This window comes from Halorubrum salinarum (genome assembly GCF_013267195.1).
GTDB classification, from domain to species: domain Archaea; phylum Halobacteriota; class Halobacteria; order Halobacteriales; family Haloferacaceae; genus Halorubrum; species Halorubrum salinarum.
In genome coordinates, this window is sequence record NZ_CP053941.1 from 830631 (window position 1) to 846817 (window position 16187).

Consider the following 16187-nt stretch of genomic DNA (forward strand, 5'->3'; position numbering starts at 1 on the left):
TGCCCGGCAGCCGACCGAGTCGTGTGAAACGGATCCAGCTCGGCAACACCGTCTTCGAGGGCGAAAACGACGTGTACCTGCTCGACGGCGAGACGACGGCGCTCGTCGACACCGGCGTCGCGCTCCCGGACGTGCGCGGGGAGTTGGTCGACGGTCTCGCCGAGCACGGCCGCTCGTTCGCCGACGTGGACGCGGTCGTGCTCACCCACTGGCACCCGGACCACGCGGGGCTCGCGGGCGAGGTACAGGCCGCGGGCGGCGCCGACGTGTTCGTCCACGAGGCGGACGCCGGCCTCGTCGACGGAACCGAGACGCCGCTGTTCGCCGACCGCGACCTCCAGCGCGAGACGTTCGAGCGCTGGGGGATGCCCGCGGCCGACCGCGAGCGCCTGACGGGGTTCTTCGACGCGGTCAGCGCGGACCTCTCCGGCGACCCCGCGGACGTGACGACGTTCGGCGACGGCGAGGTGATCGAGGCCGGCGGCGTCGCGCTCGAGGCCCTCCACCTGCCGGGCCACACCGCGGGGCTCTCCGGGTTCGCGTTCGACCCCCGAACCGTCCCCGACCACGAGCCCGTGGCGGGAGACGACGCGACGGAGGAGGTGTTCACCGGGGACGCGCTGCTCCCGAAGTACACCCCGAACGTCGGCGGCGCGGACGTGCGCGTCGAGGGGGCGCTCGCCGCCTACGCCGAGAGCCTCGCCCGCCTCGTCGACCGCGACTTCGACGCCGCCCACCCGGGCCACCGCTGGCGGATCGACGAGCCGAGCCGCCGCGCGGCGACGATCCTCGACCACCACCGCCACCGGACCCGCCGGGTGATCGACGTGCTCGACGAGTCGGGGCCCGCGACCGCGTGGGAGGTGTCGGCGGCGCTGTTCGGCTCGCTGGAGGACATCCACGTGCTCCACGGCCCCGGCGAGGCGTTCTCGCACCTCGACCACCTCGCGGCCGCCGGCGTCGTCGAGCGCGACGGGACCGCCTACCGCCTGGTCGACCCCGAGCCCGACGTGGGCGCGCTGTTCCCGACGACGCCGCTCGACGACCTCGTCGACGGGAGCGAGGACGCGTAAGGGACGGTCCGGACGCTCGGCCGAATCGCCCGCTCGGAGCCCCGGTGACGCCAGCCCGGACCGATGACGCCAGCCCGAATCGGTGCGCCCCCGGACCGGGTGGCCGACGCCGTAAGCTATTCCCGGCGGCCGGCGTATTCGGGGACGTGAAGCGGGACGCCCTCGTCGCGGTCGCGGTCGCCCTCCTCGCCCTCGTCGCGCTCGGCGTCGCTGCCGCGACGCTGAACACCGCCGTCGACACGGGTAGCGGCGGGTTCGGCGGAGGCGGCGGCGAGGCCCCGAGCGTCGGATCGGACACCGGCGACCCCGGCGTGCTCTCCTCGTCGGGCGAGGCCGGCGAGTTCTCCGCGTCGGGGCTCTGTTTCCCGTCGCTGCGGGAGCCGCCGGCCGTGTTGGCGCTGCTCGTCGGACTGACGCTGCTCGCCGCGATCACCTACCGCGACACCGCGTCGCCGTTCGCGAGCGTCGCCGTCGCGAGCGTGATGGGCGCCCCCATCGGCGTCCTCTTCTGGGTGCTGTCGACGTGCCGCTCGGTCGCGGAGAGCGTCACCGTCTCGCTCGGCCTCGGCGGCAACGGGACGAGCATCCTGCCGGCCGGCGCCGTCGGCGGCGCCGGCGTCGGCGGCGGGGAGGGCGCGGCGTCGGCGCCGCAGATCCTGTTCGCGCTCGTCGTCGTGGTCGCGGTGATCGCCAGCGTCGCCGCGCTGCTCCTCGCCGGCGGCGACGACGAGACGGACGGGGACGCGGCCGCGCGGGCCGAGGAGCCGGCCGAGGAGCCGCCGGACCTCGACGCGATCGGTCGGACCGCCGGCGAGGCCGCCGACCGGATCGAGTCGTCGGACGCGGACAACGAGGTGTACCGCGCGTGGCGGGACATGACGGACGTGCTCGACGTCGACCGGCCCGCCTCCTCGACGCCCGCCGAGTTCGCGACCGCCGCGGTCGACGCCGGGGTCGACGAGGAGCCGGTGACCGCGCTCACCGAGGTGTTCGAGCGCGTGCGGTACGGCGGCGAGGACGCGACCGACGACCGCGAGCGCCGCGCCGTCGAGGCGCTGCGCCGGATCGAGGAGCGACACGGGGGCGACTCGTGACGCCCGACCGGTCCGCGACCGCGAGCGCCGGACCCGACGGGGGTGAGCCGTAGTGCGACCGCTCGCGATCGTCGGGGTGGCGGCGGTCGCCGTCGGCGTCCTCGCGGCGCTCGACCGCGGCATCGCGGCGGCCATCTCCCCCACCTCGGCCGTGGTGACGCTGATCGGCGTCCTCGGCGTGGTCCAGGGAGTGCGGTACGCGAACGCGCGCCGCGACCGGCGGCGGCTGCTGACCGACCCCGGCGAACCGGAGCGGCGCGCGCCCGCCGCGGTGCCCGGGACGGACCTCGACGAGCGGATCGCGCGGGTCGTCAGCCCGGCGCCGGGCGGCTACCGGGACCGGCGGGACCTCCGCGACCGGATCCGGGAGGTCGCGGTCGACGCCGTCGCCCGCGACCGGAACTGCCCGCCTGAGGCCGCGGCGGCGGCCGTCGACGACGGGACGTGGACGGACGACCCCACCGCGGCCGCCTTCTTCGACACCCGGAGCGGGTACCCGGTCCGCGTCCGCCTGTCGGCCGGGATCCGTGGGCGCTCGAACTACTGGTACGGGCTCCGGGCCGCGGTCGACGAGATCGAACGGATCGAGGGGGGTGCGGGGTGAGCGACCCGCGAGGCGCCGAGGTGGCGGCCGGCTCGGACGCGGCCGCGAGCGGCGGGGGCGAGACGAGCGGTCCGGAACGAGACGACCGACCCGGGCCGACGGCCGACCGTGTCGACGAGTCGGGGTCCGACGCGCCAAAGTCCGAAGACGAGGCGGCCGAAGAAACTGGCGAGGCGACCGGAGACGCTTCCGCGGCGGCCGGAGGGCCGGCCGCGGCGCCGACCGACCGCGAGCGCCGGCGCGAGGTCTCGACCGACCGCTGGCTGGGGATCGCCGGGGCGGCGCTGGCCCTCGTCGGCCTCGGCGTGCTCGTCCGGCAGTCGTCGCTGGTGCTCGCCGGCGCGGTCGGGGTCGGCTACGCAGTGTACGCGCGGGCCGGCGAGGCCCCGACGCCGACGCTCGCGGTCACCCGGACGGTGAGCGACGAGGCCCCGGCGCCCGGCGACGAGGTGCGCGTGACGGTCCGCGCGGAGAACGTCGGGGAGGCGCCGCTCCCGGACCTCCGCCTCGTCGACGGCGTGCCGCCGGGGCTGGCGGTCGCCGAGGGCCCCGCGCGGGTCGCCACGGCGCTGCGGCCGGGGGCCGCGGTGACGTTCGAGTACACGGTGCGCGCGGCCCGGGGCGACCACGAGTGGGAGCCGATGACCGCGGTCACGCGCGACGCCGCGGGGGCCCGCGAGCGAACGACGGCCCTCGACGCGCCGACCGCGATCGCCTGTACCCCCGAACTGGCCGCCGGCGGTGACCTCCCCCTCCGCGGGCTGACGACCGTCCACCACGGGCGGGTCCCGACCGACGTGGGCGGCGCCGGCGTCGAGTTCCACGCGACGCGGGAGTACCGCCGGGGCGACCCGCTCAAGCGGATCGACTGGAACCGCCGGGCGCGGACGGGCGAACTGTCGACCGTCGAGCTGCGCGAGGAGCGCTCGGCCACCGTCGTGCTGCTCGTCGACGCCCGCGAGTCGGCGTACGCCGCGGCCGACCCTGACGCCGAGACGGCGGTGGAGGCGAGCGTCGCGGCCGCCGGCCAGGCGTTCTCGGCGCTCCTCGACGGCGGCGACCGGGTCGGCATCGCGGCGCTGTCGCCGCTGGACTGCTGGCTCCCGCCGGGCAGCGGGACCGTCCACGCCGCCCGCGGGCGGGAGACGCTGGCGACCGACCCGGCGCTGGCGCCGACGCCGAGCGACGAGCGGTTCTACCGGTCGCTGTGGCTCCGGCGGTTCCGGCGGCGGCTCCCGGCCGACGCGCAGGTGCTGTTCTTCACGCCGCTCGTCGACGACACCGCGGCGACGCTCGCCCGCCGGATCGACGCGCACGGGCACCTCGTGACGGTCCTCTCGCCGGACCCCACCGCGACCGGGACGGTCGGTCAGCGGCTGACGACCTTCGAGCGGCGCCAGCGGCTGCGGTCGCTCCGGTCGGGAGGGATCCGCGCGGTGGAGTGGGGCGACGACTCCTTCCCGGTCGCCGTCGCGGCCGCGACGAGGCGGTGGTCGCGATGAGCGGCGACGAGTCGACGGCCCGGCCAACCGACGACGGCCCTGCTGGCGACGGCGCGCACGGCGACGGCCCGATCGGTGACGGCGCGCACGGCGACTTCCACGAGACGGACGCGCGGTCGCCGACGGTCGCAGTCGTCGCGAGCCTCGCGGCCGCGGGGGTCGCCGCGACCGCGGGGCTGGTCGCGAGCCCGGTCGGCGGCGCGCTGCTCGGCGTCGCCGCGCTCGGGTTCCTCGGCGGCTCGCTCCGGCGGTCGACGCGGGTCCTGACGTGGGGCGCCGCCGTCGGCGTGGTCGGCCTCGCGGTCGCCGGGTACCGCGGCGCGACCGCCGAGCCGCTGCTCGTCGCCGCCGTCGGGCTGGCGGTCGCGTGGGACGTGGCCGACCACGGCGTCGGCCTCGGCGAGCAGGTCGGCCGGGGCGCGCGGGTCCGGCGCAACGTCGCGGTCCACGCGGGGCTGAGCCTGCTCGTCGGCGCGCTCGCGGCGGGGCTCGTCTACGGCGTCTCCCTCGCGGTCGGCGGGGGCCAGCCCGTGGCCGCGCTCGCGCTGCTTTTGGCCGGCGGTATCGCGCTGATCTCGGCGCTACGGTGAGGCCCGCGACGCCGGAGCTAAACCCTTATCACCGCGCGGGTGGCAGGTACGGTCGTATGAGCGACCTCCCGGACGACTTCGACTGCACGCTCACCAACTGGGAGTACATCTACGGGCTCTGCCGCAACGTCTCCGACGCGGTGAAGCGGGCCGACTTCGAGCCGGACATGGTGGTCGCGCTGGCCCGCGGCGGCTGGTTCGCGGGCCGCTGCGTCTGCGACTTCCTCGGGCTCAACGACCTCACGAGCCTCAAGATGGAACACTACGTGGGCACCGCCGAGAAGAGCGGCGAGCCCCAGATCCGCTACCCGATGCCGGAGGGGAGCGTCGAGGGCAAGAACGTCCTCATCATCGACGACATCGCCGACACGGGCGGCTCGATCCGCCGCGCCGAGGAGTACGTCGACGAGCGGAACGCGGCCGAGATCCGCACCGCGACGCTCCAGCTCCTGGGCACCTCGGAGTTCCAGCCCGACTTCGTGGGCGAGCGGCTCGAACAGTGGACGTGGGTCGTTTACCCGTGGAACTTCCTGGAGGACATGATCGACCTCACGGAGGGCGCGATGGAGCGCGCCGACGAGTCGGCGTTCTCGCGGGAGGACCTGCGCCACTACCTGGAGGAGTACCACGGCATCGGCCGGATCGAGATGGAGGTCGCCCAGCCCGACCGCCTCGACGAGGTCATCGACGAGATGGTCCGCCGGGACGTGGCGGAGCCCGTCGGCGACGACAGCTGGGCGCTCGCCGAGTAGCGGCCCGGAGCGATGGCCGACGAACGGCGCGACGCGGACGGCGACGCGGCGCTCGACGCCGTCCTCGCCGCCTACGACCTGAAAGACGAGCGGCGCACCGGGTGGCAGCTCCGCGGCGTCGACGCGCCCGAGTCCGTCGCCGCCCACTCGTGGGGGGTCGCCTACCTCGTCTTGGCGTTCGGCGACCGGTTCCGTGCCGACCTCCCGGGCGTCGACCTCGACCGCGCGCTCCGGCTCGCCGTCGTCCACGACGTCGCCGAGGCGGAGACGGGCGACATGGCGACGCGGGCCGACTCGACCGCGGCGACGGTCGACCGCGAAGCGAAGGCGGCGGCGGAGCGCGAGGCGATGACCGACCTCGCCGGCCCGCTCCCCGAGCGCGTCGGTGACGCCTGGGAGGCGTACGAGGCCCGCGACTCGCCGGAGGCCGTGCTCGTCAAGGAGTGCGACCTGCTCGACGCCTGTCTCCAGGCCCTGCTGTACGAGCGCGGCGACCGGTACGCCCCGGAGCGCGGCGAGCCCGACGCCTTCCGCGAGTACGACGACTTAGACGAGTTCTTCGCGACGGCCGAGCCGCGCCTCCGGACCGACGCGGGCCGCGCGCTGTTCGACGCGGTCCGCGAGCGGTACCGCGCCGCGCGCGACGGGTAACGCGGGAGGGCCCGAACCGCGGCGCCAGCGGTTGTTCGACGATCGTCGTGTTCGAGATAGACGTTCGTAGGCCCTCTACCCCGCGATTTCGCGAGAATATGGTAAGATGGTTAACGGGGGAGGGCGTTTCGCGAGGTGAGTTCACCACGCATGTCTGACACCGATCTCGTAATCGTCGGCGGCGGGATAAGCGGGGCGTCGCTTCTGTACACGGTCGCGAAGTTCACCGACGTCGACGACGTCACGCTGATCGAGAAGGAGCGGGAGGTCGCCGCGATCAACTCCCACCGGACGAACAACTCCCAGACCCTCCACTTCGGAGACATCGAGACGAACTACACCTTGGAGAAGGCCGAGGAGGTCAAGGAGGGCGCGGAGCTGCTCGCGGGCTACCTCGAGGGGGCGGACCCCGACCGCGAGATGCACAGCAAGCGCAGCAAGATGGTCCTCGGGGTCGGCGACGAGGAGGTCGCCAAACTGGAGGAGCGCTACCGCGAGAACGGGTTCGGCGACCTGTTCCCGAAGCTCCGCGAGATCGGCCGCGACGAGATCGCCGAGCTGGAGCCGAAGGTCGTCGAGGGCCGCGACCCCGACACCGAGCTGAAGGCGCTCCAGACGCCCGACGGCTACGTCGTCGACTACGGCGCGGTCGCCGAGTCGTTCGTCGAGGCCGCCCGCGAGGAGGACGGCGTCTCCGTCCACCTCGGGACGACCGTGACCGGCGTCGACGACCGGGGCGACGGGTTCGTCGTCGACACCGACGACGGCGCGTTCGACGCCGAGGCGGTCGTCGTCGCGGCCGGCTCGCACAGCCTCCAGTTCGCCAAGGAGATGGGGTACGGCGAGGGGATGTCGCTTTTGCCCGTCGCGGGGAGCTTCTTCCTCGCGGACGACCTGCTGAACGGGAAGGTGTACACGCTCCAGATGAAGAAGCTCCCGTTCGCGGCGGTCCACGGCGACGCCGACGTCCACGACGGGAGCGTCACCCGGTTCGGCCCGACGGCGAAGCTCGTGCCCGCCTTGGAGCGCGGCCACCTCTCGACGGTGAGCGACTTCGTCGACGTGTTCGGGTTCAACCCCGACTCCGTGCTGAGCTACGTCAACATCCTCTCGGACAGGATCCTCTTCCCGTACGTCGTCCGCAACCTCGTGTACGACCTCCCCGGCGTCGGGAAGCGCGCGTTCCTGCCGAACGTCCAGAAGGTCGTGCCGAGCGTCGACGTCGACGACATCGACCGCGCGAAGGGGTACGGCGGCGTGCGCCCCCAGATCGTCGACACCGAGAACAAGGAGCTCGACATGGGCGAAGCGAAGATAGTCGAGGACGGCATCCTGTTCAACATCACGCCCTCGCCCGGCGCGTCGACCGCGCTGAAGAACGCGATGACCGACGTCGAGACCGTCCTCGACTTCTTCGAGGACGACTACGAGTTCGACGAGGCCGCCTTCCGCGACGCGACCATCGAGAACTTCCCGCGGGCCGACGAGGAGTCCGACGCCGAGGCCGACGACGCCGAGACCGACGGCGCCGAGGACCCGGTTCCCGCGGGAGCCGACGACTGATCCGACCGGCCCCCGCACCGCATTTCCTTTCGAGCGACCGAACGCCGACTCACGCCGCCTCGTCCGCCGCGACCTCCCGCTCGAACGCCTCCCGGAGCACGCGGATCGCCCGCCGCTTCGTCCCGTCGGGGACGAAGACGAAGGGGATCGGCACGTCGAACGCGCGGTCGCCGTACAGCCCCCAGTCGGCGACCGACCGCGTCGTGCCGCCGTACGCGATGGGGATGTCCTCCAGCTCGTCGGGGTCGTAGGCGGGGACGTACGAGCGGTCGATCCACACCTCGTGGACCGGCACGTCGAGGGCGTCGGCGAGGAGCCGCTCCAAGCGGTCGTCGCCGGCCGTGAGCCACGCGGTGAACTCGTCGAGGGGGTCGCCGTCAACGGGGAGGTCGTCGTCGAGCTCGCCGCCGATCCGGTCGGCGAGCGCGATCCGGTGCTTCCAGCAGGTTGCGGGGAACCGCCGGCCGCGGAAGCGGTCGTACATCGACGCGAGCGTCGAGTCGGGGTGCTCGCGGGCCGCGATCCGGAGCCGTTCGAGCACCGCGTTGTCGTCGAGTTCGCGGTCGATGATGCCGTCCACCGTCACGGGGCTCTCGCCGGTGACGCGCTGGTACTCGCCGAGCATCGCCTGGAGGAGCCGGTTCGCGTACACCGACTTGTGGTGCTGGGTGACCCACATGTACAGCGCGATCCGGCCTTCGAGGTAGTTGCCGATGGTCGACAGCGCCTTCTCCGAGAGCGCCAGCCCCGCCTCCGGGTGCGCGGTGTAGGCGTCGACCATGCGCTCGACGTCGAAGCTTAACACGCCCGCGCCGGTCATCTCGTTGTCGCGGGTGATGTAGTCCAGCCGGTCCACGTCGATGGGGGAGTGAAGCAGCTGGGCGCCGACCCCGTACTGCCACGGCTCGCCGCGCTCGTACGCGAGGCTGTACCCGAGGACGTACGCGCACACCTCGAATGGGTCCACGTCGAACGCGCGGAGTGCGTCGCCGTACTCCTCGACGATGATGGCGCAGCCGAGCAGCTCGTGGGGGTTCGCCGAGCGGAGCGGCGCGCCGCCGACGCCGGCCCGGTCGAAGGCGTCGACGAGGCCGGTCTCCGCGACGCGCTCCCGGAGGACGCCCTCGTCGAGGAACCCCTCGGAGAGGTGCGAGAACGGCGGGTGCCCCACGTCGTGGAGCAGGCAGGCGCACGACAGGGTCCGCTGGATCTCCTCTAGCTCCTCGACGGTCGCGTCCCGGGCGAAGTACGACTGCCGCCGGAGGTTCTCGAAGACGGTCCGCCCGAGGTGGTAGACGCCGAGCGAGTGCTCGAACCGGGTGTGGTTCGCGCCCGGGTACACCAGGTGGGTCGCCGAGAGCTGGCGGACGTACCGCAGCCGCTGGAACGGTCGCGTGTCGACGACGCCCTCGACGAGCGCGTCCGGCAGCTCGATGTAGCCGTGGACGGAGTCTTTGATCTGCGTGGTGGGCATCGATTGTGGGGACCACACCCTCCCGGGCCCTGCCTCTTTCGGTCGCCGGCCGCGCGACCGCCGCCCGACGGCCGTCCGGCTCCCGCCGTCGGAGAACGCCCCGAGTCACACGGCATAAATGCGAGCGCGCCGAGCCACGGGTATGGCATCGGACGCCGCCGACGGGACGGACGCGGGAGCGGGCGACGCCGACGCGGCCGGCGCCTCGCTCGTCGACCGCTGGACCGCGCTCGACCGCGGCTGGCAGGCGCTCGCGCTGGGGGTCGGGATCGTCGCCGCGCACCTCGTCGGCCAGGCGCTGTGACGGGGGTCGTCGAGGCGGTCCGGGCGTACCTGCCGGGCCTCGCGCTGCTCGCGGGAGGCGCGGTCGCGGCGACGCTCGTCGCGGACGCGGTGCCCGGCCTCCAGCCGCTCGTCGTCGCCGTCGCGCTCGGCGTCGGGGTCGGGAACACCGTCGGGATCCCCGAGGTCGCGGAGCCGGGCGTCGGCGTCGACAAGCTGTTCTTGGAGACCGGGATCGTGCTGCTCGGCGCCGCGGTCGCGGTCGAGGAGTTCCTGGCAGCCGGTCCGCGGGTCCTCGGCCTCGTGGTGGCGGTCGTCGCCGGCGGGCTCCTGTTCGCCGAGGCCGTCGCGCGCGGCCTCTTCCGGATCGGGTCGCCCACCTCGTCGCTCCTGGCCGCTGGCGCGAGCATCTGCGGCGTCTCCGCGGTCGTCGCGATCGGGAGGGTGCTGGACGCGCGCGGCGCCGCGATCACCTTCGCGGCCGCGACGATCCTGCTGTTCGACGCCGTGACCCTCGTCGCGTTCCCGCTGGCGGGCGAGTGGCTCGGCCTCACGGGCCGGCAGTTCGGCGTCTGGGCGGGCGTGAGCATGTTCTCGACCGGCCCCGTCGCGGCCGCGGGGTTCGCCTACTCCCCCGAGGCGGGCCAGTGGGCGACGGTGACGAAGCTGGCGCGGAACTCGCTGCTGGGCGGGGTCGCGGTCGCGTACTCGGTCGCGTACGCGGCGCGCTCCGCGGCCGACCCGGGCGTGCGGCGGCTGTGGGCGGAGTTCCCGAAGTTCCTGCTCGGCTTCCTGATCGTGGCGGCGGTGGCAAACAGCGGGCTGCTCTCGCCGGCCGCGCTGGCGTCGATCGGCCGCGTCTCGGACGCGCTGTTCGCGCTGGCGTTCGTCGGCCTCGGGCTCTCTATCCGTATCGACGACATGCGCGCGGTGGGCGCCGCGCCCGTGGGCGCGGTGCTGGTCCACCTGCTCGCCGTGAGCGCGGTCGCGCTCGCGGCGGTGCGCTGGCTGCTGTGAGCCGCGTCACCGTGGCGGCGTCGGACGGGTTCACGTCATATAAGTAGCGAGCGGGCGCACTCCGGGTATGGGCACCATCGGATTCATCGGCGGCAGCGGCATCTACGAGGCGCTCCCGCTCAACGACGTGCGCGAGGTCGAGTTCGACACGCCGTACGGCGAGCCGAGCGACGCGGTGACGATCGGCGAGTTCGGCGACACGGGCCGCGAGGTGGCGTTCCTCCCGCGCCACGGCTCGAACCACGGCGTCTCGCCGACCGACCTCCCGTACCGCGCCAACATGTACGCGCTGAAGCAGGCCGGCGTCACGCACATCTTCGCGTCCAACGCGGTCGGGAGCCTGAAAGAGGAGCTGGAGCCGGGGACGCTCGTCGTCCCGGACCAGATCTACGACCGGACGAAACACCGGGACCTCTCCTTCTACGGCGACGGCGTCGTCGTCCACCAGCCGTTCGCGGACCCGTACAGCCCGGAGCTCGTCGACCACCTCACCGAGGCCGCGGAGTCGGCCGCGCCCGAAGATACAGGCGTGGTGAAGGGCGGCACCTACGTCTGTATCGAGGGGCCGCAGTACTCGACGCGCGCGGAGTCGGAGTTCTACAAGTCGCAGGGCTGGGACCTGGTCGGCATGACCGCGATCCCGGAGGCGAAGCTGGCCCGGGAGGCCGAGATCGCGTACGCGACGATCGCCGGCGTCACCGACTACGACGTCTGGAAGGCGGACAGCGAAGTGACGCTCGAAGAGGTCTTAGAGAACGCCGAGAAGAACCAGAAGGCGATCAAGGCCGCCGTCGAGGAGGCCGTGCGGACGCTCCCCGAGGACCTGGAGTGCGAGGCGCACACCGCGCTCGAAGGCACCGTCAACACGCCGACGGAGGCGATCCCGGAGGAGACGAAGGAGCGCGTCGAGCCGCTGCTGGGCGACTACCTGTAAGACACCGGCCGCGGGGCGTGTCACACGCGTCGGTTCGGTCCCGGTCCGACCGAGTCAGTCCGCGATCGCTTCCGACTCGCCGGTCATCGCCGCCGGGTCCTTCACCCACAGGTCGCCGAACAGGTCGTCCTGCTGGAGCCGGACCGAGCCGCGGTGGGCCATGAACAGCAGCGCGAGGTACGTCATGAACGGGCGGCCGCCTGCCGTCTCGATCTCCGCGAACAGCACCTCCGTGCGCCCGCGGTCGAAGTGGGTGCGGAGGGTGTTGTCGATCTCCACGATCACCTCCTCGATGTCCTCGTCGTGGGTGCGGTCGGTCGCCTCCCCTGCGGTCGGCTCTCCGTCCTGGCGGAACTCGTCGCCGGCGTGGTAATCGAGCGTCTGCGTGCCTCTGGCGTGGCCGTGCGGCGACTCGGAGGTGTCGTACTCGCGGGAGTCCTTCCACCAGGAGCCGCGTTCGGCCTCGCGCAGCTCGCGGACCAGCTCGTCGAGCGTCTCCGGCGACCCCCGGGTGTTCTTGCGGTCGAGCCGGCGGTCTATCTCGGCTTCGAGCTTGTCGACGGGGTCGAACCCGTCCGCGGCCGGGTCGGGCGCGCCGCCCTCCATCGCGGCCTCCCACGGCTCCGGCTCGGGCTCCTCGTCCTCGTCGTCGTCCGCCAGCATGCCGTCGCTTTTCATCCGGAGCAGGACGCTGGCGTAGAACAGCGCCCGCCCCGTCGTCCGGAGGTCCGTCTCGTCGAGCTTCTCCAGGAAGGCGTCCGTCACCTGGACGATGTCGATGTCCCACGGCTCGATCTCGCCCTCCTCGGCCAGTTGGACGAGCAGCTCGACGGGCTCGACCTCGTCCTCGTCCGTCTCGTCCGGGGGCGAGATGTCGGTCACGTCCGCTTCGGGATCGGTCCCCGACGACTCGGGTTCGTCGGACGGCTCGGAACTGTCGGACGGGTCGGAACCGGCGTCCGACGCGGCCCCGTCGCCGCCCGGGGCGTCGTCAGCGAACGGGTCGGCGCCGTTGCGCTCGCTCGTCAGGTCGAGATCGGGGACACCGTCGTCAGTCATCCGCGCTCACCTCCTCCTCGTCCGCGTCGTCGCCGAACTGCATCCCGGTCACCGCCGAGAGGTTGTCGCCCTGCATCGTGACGCCGATGGCGCGGTCGGAGCGCTCCAACAGCGCCGAGCGGTGGCCGACGACGACGAACTGGGCGTCCTCGGCCAGCTCCTCGATCATCTCGCCGACGCGCTCGGCGTTGACCGCGTCGAGGAAGGCGTCGATCTCGTCGAGCGCGTAGAACGGCGCGGGGTTGTGCCGCTGGACGGCGAAGATGAAGGATAAGGCGGTCAGCGACTTCTCCCCGCCGCTCATCGCGTCGAGCCGCTGGACCGGCTTGTCCGCGGGCTGGGCCTTCATCGTTAACCCCTCCTCGAAGGGGTCCTCGGGGTTCTCCAAGACGAGCTCCCCCGTCCCGGCCGAGAGCCGCGCGAAGATGTCCCGGAAGTGGTCGTTGATCGACTCGAACGTCTGCATGAACGTCTCCTTCTTGGCCGCCTCGTACCCCTCGATCCGCTCCTCGATGGCGTCGCGCTCCTCGACGAGCACGTCCCGGCGCTCCTGGAGCTCGTCGAGCGCCGCCTGAACCTCGTCGTACTCGTCTATCGCGAGCATGTTCACGGGCTCTAACGCCTCCATCTCCGCCTCAAGCTCCTCGATCCGCGACTCCACCTCGTCGAGGTCGGGGATCTCGTCGGCGTCGTACTCGCCGACCTGCGACTCCAGCTCGTCGATCTCCCACTCCAAGCGGTCGCGGCGGTCCGTGAGGTCCGACAGGTCCGACTCCGCCTCGGAGACGAGCGAGCGCTGCTCGTCGCGCTTCCGGGTCGCCTCGCGGATCTCCTCGCGGAGCTCCTCGCGCTCTTCTTTCAGCTCCGTGAGCTCCGCTTCGAGGTCGGCGATCGCCTCCTTCTTTTCGGCCAGCTCGGCCTCCTTCTCCTCGATCGCGGCCTCGTGGTCGGCGATCGCCTCCTCGGCCTCCGCCTTCGCGTTCTGCGCCTCCTCGACGTCGTCGTGGAGGCCGTCCACGGCGTCCTCGGCGTACCCCTTCTCCAGCTCCAGCTCGTTGATCCGCCCGTCGAACGAGTCCATCCGGTCTTCGAGGTCGCCGATCTCCGCGCGGATCTCGTCGGCGCGCTCGGAGAGCTCCGGGATCTTCGAGTCGGCGAGCTCGGCCTCGATCTCCGATATCTCGGCTTCGAGCTCGTCGATCGCCGCGTCCGTCTCCGCGAGCTCCTCGTCTAACGCCGTCATCTGCTCGTCGACGGACTCGCGTTCCGCCTCCAGCTCCTCGAGCTCGTCTTCGAGATCTTCGATCCGGGCTTCCGCCTCGGCGAGGTCGTCCTCGGCGCGCTCGACGTCCGCCTCCAGCGACCGCACGCGCTCGGCCGCGTCGGCCTTCCGGTCGCGCGCGTCCGCGATGTCGTCGTCGAGCGTGTCGATCTCCGACTGGACCGACTGCCGCTCGTCTTCGAGCTCGGAGATCTCCGTCGCGAGCCGCTCCAGCTTGCCGCCGCCGGACTTCGTGAACGAGTAGCGGGAGCCGCCGCCGGAGCCGCCGGTCATCGCGCCCGACTTCTCGACGAGGTCGCCGTCGAGGGTGACCATCCGGTAGTCGCCCATCAGGTCGCGGGCGGTCGCCATGTCCTCGACGACGAGCGTCGAGCCGAGCACGTACGAGAAGATCGACTCGTACTCCGCGTCGTAGTCGACGAGGTTGCGCGCGAAGTCGACGACGCCCGGCACCGACGGCTTCCGCGGGAGGCTCCGGTCGTCCATCTTCGTGATCGGGAGGAACGTCGCCCGCCCCGCGTTGCGCCGTTTCAGGTAGTCGATACACGTCGATCCGACGCCGTCGTCGTCGACGACGACGTTCGCCAGCCGCCCGCCGGCGGCGGTCTCGCAGGCCTCGGCGTACTCGGCCGCGACCGAGCCGAGCTCGCCGACCGCGCCGTGGACGCCGTCGATGCCGCCGTTCTTCACCTCGGTGACCGCCCGCGGCCAGGAGGCGTCGCCGCGCTCGTCGGCGGCCGCCTCCAGCTTGGCGTACTCGTTCTGCTTCTCCCGGAGGGTGTCTTCGATCTCCCCCAGTCGCTCCTCCTTCTCGGCCTTCTCGGCGAACAGGTCCGCGACCGCGTCCTCGATGGTCGCCTCGTTCTTCTCGGCCTTGTCGAGCTCGCCTTTCAGCTCGGAGATCCGCGCCTTGTGCTCCGGGATCGACTCGCGGGCCTCTTCTAGCTCCTCGCGGGCCTCGCTCACCGCGTTCGAGCGGCGGCGCGCCTCGTCGAGCAGCCGGTCCTTCTCGCGTTGCGTCTCGTTTTTCTCCTCGCGGAGCGACTCGATCGCCTCCTTCTTCTCCGCCAGCTCGGCCTTCAGCTCGTCGAACTCCGTGTCGGCGCCCTCGATCTCGGCCTCGACGTCCGCGAGCTCGGACCGCTTCGTCGCCAGCTCCGACTTCACCGACGCCTTCTCCACCTTCGTCTCGCGGATCTCGGCGTCGAGCTCCTCGATCTTCTCCTCCTTCCGGTCGATCTGGACGAACGCCTGCCGGCGGTCGTTCTCCGCCGACTCGGCGCGGGACTCGGCCGACTCGATCCGGTCTTCCAGCCGCGAGACCTCGCCTTTGATCTCTTCGATCTCCGAGCGGATCTCGATCTGTTCCTCCTCGCCTTTCGTCTCGATCTCGTGGTTGAGGTCCGCGAGGTCCTCTTCGAGGCGGGTGAGCTTCCCCTGCCTGGCGTCGAGCTCCTCGCGGAGCTCGGCGAGGTCGGTCTCCGCCGCGTCGATGTCGCCCTCCACGTCCGCGAGCGCCTCGCGCTTCTCTTCGAGCTCCGAGGCCTTCCGGAACCCGCGGTACTCCTCAAGCTCCTCGCGGAGCTCCTGGTACTGGAGGGCGGTCTCGCGCTCGTCGGCGAGCTGGTCGAGCCGGTCCTCCTTCTCGCCGATGCGGAGGTCGGCCTCGCCGATCCGGTCTTCGACCGTGTCCAGCTCCTCGTAGGCGGCCTCCTTCTTCTCGTCGAACTCCGCGACGCCCGCGATCTCGTCGACGATCCCCCGCCGCTGGTAGGGGGTCATGTTGATGATCTCCGTGACGTCGCCCTGCATCACCACGTTGTACCCCTCCGGCGTCACGCCCGCGCTCGCGAGCAGGTCCTGGACGTCCGAGAGGTTCACCGACCGCCCGTTGAGGTAGTAGTACGAGTAGTAGTTGTCCTCGGTCTCCTTCACCCGTCGTTTGATCGTGATCTCGGAGACGTCGCCGACGTTCTCCGTGCCGGCCGCGGAGACGACCTGCGAGCGGTCGAGGGTGCCGTCCTCGTTGGAGAGCACGACCGTGACGGAGGCCTCGTTCGGGCCGTCCGCGGCCTCGCCGTCGTCGTGACCGGGGTTGTAGATGAGGTCGGTGAGCTTCTTGGCGCGGATCCCGCGGGTCCGGGCGAGGCCGAGCGCGAACAGCACGCCGTCGATGATGTTCGACTTCCCGGAGCCGTTCGGACCGGTGACGACGGTGAAGTCCTCGTAGAAGGGGATCCGCGTCGTACGCCCGAAGCTCTTGAACCCGTCCAGAACGACTTCAGTGATGTGCATGGGGTCGGAGGCGAC

General features: G+C 72.2%; 14 protein-coding genes. 11 read left to right on the plus strand and 3 right to left on the minus strand.

Going from position 1 to position 16187, the window contains the following annotated elements:
• Positions 1–23: 23 nt before the first annotated feature.
• The 8 genes from HPS36_RS04230 (at position 24) to HPS36_RS04265 (ending at position 7829) form a co-directional block, all read left to right on the plus strand.
• Positions 24–1073, plus strand: coding sequence for an MBL fold metallo-hydrolase (locus HPS36_RS04230; protein WP_173228634.1), 1050 nt, complete (start codon positions 24–26; stop codon positions 1071–1073).
• A gap of 146 nt (positions 1074–1219) precedes the next feature.
• Complete coding sequence (locus HPS36_RS04235; protein WP_137716519.1) at positions 1220–2167, plus strand: DUF4129 domain-containing protein; 948 nt, start codon at positions 1220–1222, stop codon at positions 2165–2167.
• Positions 2168–2219: 52 nt separating this feature from the next.
• A complete protein-coding gene (locus HPS36_RS04240) occupies positions 2220–2771 on the plus strand; it encodes a DUF7269 family protein (RefSeq protein WP_173228636.1) in 552 nt (183 codons plus the stop codon).
• Positions 2768–4273, plus strand: a complete 1506-nt coding sequence (locus tag HPS36_RS04245) for a DUF58 domain-containing protein (protein WP_173228638.1) — start codon at positions 2768–2770, stop codon at positions 4271–4273. The genes HPS36_RS04240 and HPS36_RS04245 overlap by 4 nt, the downstream gene beginning before the upstream one ends.
• The gene (locus tag HPS36_RS04250; protein ID WP_173228640.1) at positions 4213–4863 is read left to right on the plus strand and encodes a DUF7519 family protein; all 651 of its coding nucleotides are present in this window, start codon (positions 4213–4215) and stop codon (positions 4861–4863) included. Before HPS36_RS04245 ends, HPS36_RS04250 begins: the two co-directional genes overlap by 61 nt.
• Before the next feature lie 56 nt (positions 4864–4919).
• Positions 4920–5615 (plus strand): phosphoribosyltransferase, encoded by a 696-nt coding sequence (locus HPS36_RS04255; RefSeq protein ID WP_121561616.1) that lies wholly within the window; start codon positions 4920–4922, stop codon positions 5613–5615.
• Between the two features lie 12 nt (positions 5616–5627).
• Positions 5628–6266, plus strand: coding sequence for an HD domain-containing protein (locus tag HPS36_RS04260; protein ID WP_173228642.1), 639 nt, complete (start codon positions 5628–5630; stop codon positions 6264–6266).
• 150 nt (positions 6267–6416) lie between these two features.
• Entirely contained in the window at positions 6417–7829 is a 1413-nt protein-coding gene (locus HPS36_RS04265; protein ID WP_173228644.1) for an FAD-dependent oxidoreductase, read from the plus strand.
• A 49-nt stretch (positions 7830–7878) separates the two neighbouring features.
• On the opposite strand, the gene HPS36_RS04270 is transcribed toward HPS36_RS04265, so the two are convergent.
• Complete coding sequence (locus HPS36_RS04270; RefSeq protein WP_137716513.1) at positions 7879–9303, minus strand: HD domain-containing protein; 1425 nt, start codon at positions 9301–9303, stop codon at positions 7879–7881.
• A gap of 142 nt (positions 9304–9445) precedes the next feature.
• On the opposite strand from HPS36_RS04270, the gene HPS36_RS04275 reads away from it, so the two are divergent.
• From HPS36_RS04275 to mtnP, 3 genes are all read left to right on the plus strand, one after another.
• Positions 9446–9607, plus strand: coding sequence for a hypothetical protein (locus tag HPS36_RS04275; protein ID WP_173228646.1), 162 nt, complete (start codon positions 9446–9448; stop codon positions 9605–9607).
• Entirely contained in the window at positions 9604–10602 is a 999-nt protein-coding gene (locus HPS36_RS04280; RefSeq protein WP_173228648.1) for a YeiH family protein, read from the plus strand. The genes HPS36_RS04275 and HPS36_RS04280 overlap by 4 nt, the downstream gene beginning before the upstream one ends.
• Positions 10603–10669: 67 nt before the next feature.
• The gene (gene mtnP, locus HPS36_RS04285) at positions 10670–11536 is read left to right on the plus strand and encodes an S-methyl-5'-thioadenosine phosphorylase (RefSeq protein WP_137716511.1); all 867 of its coding nucleotides are present in this window, start codon (positions 10670–10672) and stop codon (positions 11534–11536) included.
• Between the two features lie 54 nt (positions 11537–11590).
• Here mtnP and HPS36_RS04290 read toward each other — a convergent pair whose 3' ends face one another.
• On the minus strand, positions 11591–12595 hold the full coding sequence (locus HPS36_RS04290) for a segregation and condensation protein A (protein ID WP_173228649.1): 1005 nt from the start codon (positions 12593–12595) through the stop codon (positions 11591–11593).
• The gene (gene smc / locus HPS36_RS04295; protein ID WP_173228652.1) at positions 12588–16172 is read right to left on the minus strand and encodes a chromosome segregation protein SMC; all 3585 of its coding nucleotides are present in this window, start codon (positions 16170–16172) and stop codon (positions 12588–12590) included. Before smc ends, HPS36_RS04290 begins: the two co-directional genes overlap by 8 nt.
• Positions 16173–16187 lie beyond the last annotated feature (15 nt).